Annotated in this window: 5 protein-coding genes; 3 read left to right on the top strand and 2 right to left on the bottom strand. The window is 64.6% G+C overall.

The window, feature by feature from the left end:
- Positions 1-933 (top strand): MFS transporter (locus tag VK519_RS08655; RefSeq protein ID WP_324349055.1); only part of this gene is annotated, 933 nt, incomplete at its 5' end.
- Positions 934-937: 4 nt separating this feature from the next.
- On the opposite strand, the gene VK519_RS08650 is transcribed toward VK519_RS08655, so the two are convergent.
- On the bottom strand, positions 938-1,396 hold the full coding sequence (locus VK519_RS08650) for a DUF4442 domain-containing protein (RefSeq protein WP_324349054.1): 459 nt from the start codon (positions 1,394-1,396) through the stop codon (positions 938-940).
- Positions 1,396-2,274, bottom strand: coding sequence for a thioredoxin (gene trxA, locus VK519_RS08645; RefSeq protein ID WP_324349053.1), 879 nt, complete (start codon positions 2,272-2,274; stop codon positions 1,396-1,398). The genes VK519_RS08650 and trxA overlap by 1 nt, the downstream gene beginning before the upstream one ends.
- A gap of 173 nt (positions 2,275-2,447) precedes the next feature.
- Here trxA and VK519_RS08640 point away from each other — a divergent pair, with 173 nt between their 5' ends.
- On the top strand, positions 2,448-3,065 hold the full coding sequence (locus VK519_RS08640) for a paraquat-inducible protein A (protein WP_324349051.1): 618 nt from the start codon (positions 2,448-2,450) through the stop codon (positions 3,063-3,065).
- A partial coding sequence (locus VK519_RS08635; RefSeq protein ID WP_324349049.1) for a paraquat-inducible protein A occupies positions 3,062-3,465 on the top strand: 404 nt, incomplete at its 3' end. The genes VK519_RS08640 and VK519_RS08635, both read left to right, overlap by 4 nt.

Here is a 3,465-nt window from a genome sequence, read left to right as displayed (position 1 = left end):
ATTCTCTCGGCCTTGCGTTTCCTGCAGGGCATCGCCCTGGGGGGATCGTGGGACGGCCTGCCTTCACTGCTTTCGCTCAATGCGCCGAAGGCCCGCCGTGGCTGGTATTCGATGCTCGGCCAGCTCGGCGCCCCGACCGGTTTCTTGATCGCCGCGTCGTTGTTCCTGTTCCTGCACACGCAGCTGTCGAACGAAGATTTCCTTAGTTGGGGATGGCGCTACCCGTTTTTCGTGGCCTTCGCGATCAACGTCGTGGCCCTGTTCGCCCGCCTGCGCCTGGTGGTTACCGAGGAATACACCCAGCTGATGGAAGAAGGCCAGCTCGAGCCGATCGGTACCCTGGAGATGCTCAATGCCCAGGGCTACAACCTCTTCATCGGCGCCTTTGCCGCCCTGGCCAGCTATGCCCTGTTCCACATCGTGACGATCTTCCCGCTGTCCTGGATCACGCTGAACCGTTCGCAGGCGATCAACAACGTCCTGATCGTGCAGATCATCGGCGCCTTCATTGCCATCGGAGCCACGGTGGCCTCGGGTGTCCTCGCCGACAGGTTCGGCCGCCGCAACATGCTCGGCGCCATGGCGGTACTGATCGGCCTGTTCGCCATTGCCTCCCCCTGGCTGCTCGGCGGCGGCAGGGTAGCGCAGGATGCCTTCCTGTTGATCGGCTTTGCCCTCCTTGGCCTGTCCTACGGTCAGGCGGCGGGGACGGTCACGGCGAATTTCGCCAAGCGCTTCCGTTATACCGGCGCGGCCCTGACGTCCGATTTCGCCTGGCTGATCGGTGCGGCTTTTGCGCCACTGGTTGCGTTGAGCCTGTCGATGCGCTTTGGCCTGGGTGCCGTCAGCGTGTACCTCCTTTCGGGCGTGGCCTGCACCTTGCTGGCGCTGCGCATCAACCGTGCGCTGGAGACCGATCGCAACAAGGCGTGACGGCCTACGCCGGCCGCGCCCTCGGCTTCTGCCGCACATAAAGCTGCTTGCGCACCTTCGCTACCAGGTCGCCTTGCGCGGTGGTGATGTCCACCTCGAACCAGCGCAGTACCTTGGCCCCGCTGGCGGCCTCCGCACGCAACTCGTCCACCGCTTCATCGCTCATCACGAAGTGGGCGTAGACGTCTTCCTTGCCCGGCGCAATGAATTCGATCTCGCCAGCTTTGTCCCATACGTAGTAGTCGTCGCCCAGACGATGCATGCCCATCAACATGAAGAAAGGGTCGGCCATGGCGAAGAGGTTGCCGCCGAACTGCGTGCGCACGAAGTTCTTGTTCCAAAAACGAAGGCGCAGGCGCACGCGGACTTCCGACCAATCATCGCTGATGTCGGTCACGGCGATGCTGTTGAAGAGGAAGGGCGGCCAGAGGTTCATCAGCCGCCTGAAAGTACCCGGCGACATCAGAACAACAGGCTTGCCATCTTGCGGCGATAGCGGCCGACGAGTTCGGCATCGTTGAGCGTGGTGAAGGCTGCCAGCAGGCGCTTCTTCGCCGCGCCGTCGTTCCAGTCGCGCTGGGTCTTGAGCAGCTCCAGCCACTGGTCCATGCCGGCGGCGGGGTCGCCTTCCAGCAACAGGCGAACGCCCAGCTGGTCGCGTGCCTCGGCGTCGGCGGGATTGGCCTGGACGCGGGCGCGCAGTTCCGCGGCGGACGGCGCGCCCGCCAGGGCCTTGGACAATTCCAGCTCACTGCGCAGCCGTACGGCGCGGGGGTCCACCGAAAGATTGGCGGGCAGGGCGTCGAGTTCTGCCGCGGCGGCTTCGGTGCGGCCGGCGGTCATCAGGGCCACGGCGAGGTCGAGCTTCAGGCCCGCGGCGTCGGGTTCAGCGGCGATGGCCTGCTGCAGGCGGTTGATGGCAGCTTCGGGCGTTTCGGCCTCGACCTCGGCGGCCGGCGGCTCCAGGGCCTCGCCTTCTTCGGCGTCGAACGGCTGCAGGTGTCGGCCGAGGAATTCCCGCAGCTGGCCTTCGGGCAGGGCCCCGGCGAAGCCGTCCAGTACCTGGCCGTCCTTGACCAGCATCACCGTGGGGATGCTGCGGATGCCGAACATGGCCGCGATCTGCTGCTCGGCGTCCACGTCCACCTTGGCCAGCGCGAAGGCGCCGTTGTACTCGGCGGCCAGTTTATCCAGGAGTGGGCTGAGCGCCTTGCAGGGCTCGCACCAGCTGGCCCAGAAATCCACCAGGATGGGCGTGGTCAGAGACGCCTTGATCACGGCGTCCTCGAAATTGGCCGTGGTAACGTCGAAGACGTAGGTATTTTCGCTGGCCTGGCTCACTGGAGACTCCGAAAAACGCTTGTGGAATGCCCGCATAGGTCGGGCAAGCGAGGAAGGATATCAAGTGGCTTGCCATTCCGGGGAGGGTTCAGGCAACCTCCCGCACCCTTCGTCGCGCGGTCTCCACGTTAATTTGCGACCATAGGCGGGAAAAGGAAAGGAAACCCAAGGACATGCATGTGGCACCCGGGCAACCGTTGATGGTCTGTGAGTACTGCGACGCGGTGTACCGGCGCCGCACCCTTGCGCGTCGCGAGGTGGCCCGTTGCATGCGTTGCGGGGCGATCCTGGATCGCCACCAGTGGCTGAGCCTGGACAAGCAATTTGCCCTGATCGTGGCCGCGGGCATCGTCTTCATCATCGCCAACGTCGAGCCGATCGTGCAGGTGAGCCTGGGCAGCAGCAATGCCACCACCACCTTGTGGGGTGCTGCCATCGCCATGTGGAACGACCAGTCGCAGGTGGTGGCGGTGCTGGCGGCGCTTACCTTGTTCTTCTTCCCGCTGACGCAGATCCTGATCTTCGGCTGGCTCCTGGCCTTCGCCCGGCGTGGCGAGCGTGCGCCGGGATTCCGCCAGGCCATGGTGATGCTGTACTACGTGCGCCCCTGGAGCATGATCGAAGTGTTCATGCTGGGCACCCTGGTGGCAGTGGTTAAGGCCTCCAGCTACTTCAAGGTGGTACCGGGCGCGGGTATCTGGTCGTTCGGCGTGCTCACCTTGCTGATCACCGTTTTCGCCAGCCACGATGCCCGCCAGCTATGGCACAAGACCGCGGGGAACAACGAATGACGGGCGTGGTCACGGCCCGTGAACTGGGCGTGGTGGGCTGTCATGTCTGTGGCCTGGTAAGCCGCGCCGAACACGTACCACCGGGCGCCCTTTGTCCGCGATGCCACGCGCCGCTGCACCGGCGCAAGGCCAACTCGCTGGCGCGCACCTGGGCGCTGTTGATCGCCGCGGCCGTGCTGTACCTGCCGGCCAACCTGTTGCCGATCATGCGTACGGTGAGCCTGGGCGACGTCGACGACAACACCATTCTTTCCGGCGTGGTCGAATTGTGGCGCAACGATTCGTGGGATCTGGCCATCATCGTCTTCGTCGCCAGCATCGTGGTGCCGATGACGAAATTCGTGGTGCTGGGCACACTGCTGGTGTCGGCCCAACGAAACAGTCGCTGGGCGCTCAAGCA

It is taken from the genome of Pinirhizobacter sp., from assembly GCF_035317885.1.
Lineage (GTDB): Bacteria > Pseudomonadota > Gammaproteobacteria > Xanthomonadales > Rhodanobacteraceae > Pinirhizobacter.
This window is presented reverse-complemented; position numbering and strand designations above follow the sequence as displayed.

Excerpts from the sequence above, each read along its gene's own strand:
- VK519_RS08650 (WP_324349054.1), bottom strand. The coding sequence starts at position 1,396 with ATGTCGCCGGGTACTTTCAGGCGGCTGATGAACCTCTGGCCGCCCTTC.
- VK519_RS08640 (WP_324349051.1), top strand. The coding sequence starts at position 2,448 with ATGCATGTGGCACCCGGGCAACCGTTGATGGTCTGTGAGTACTGCGAC.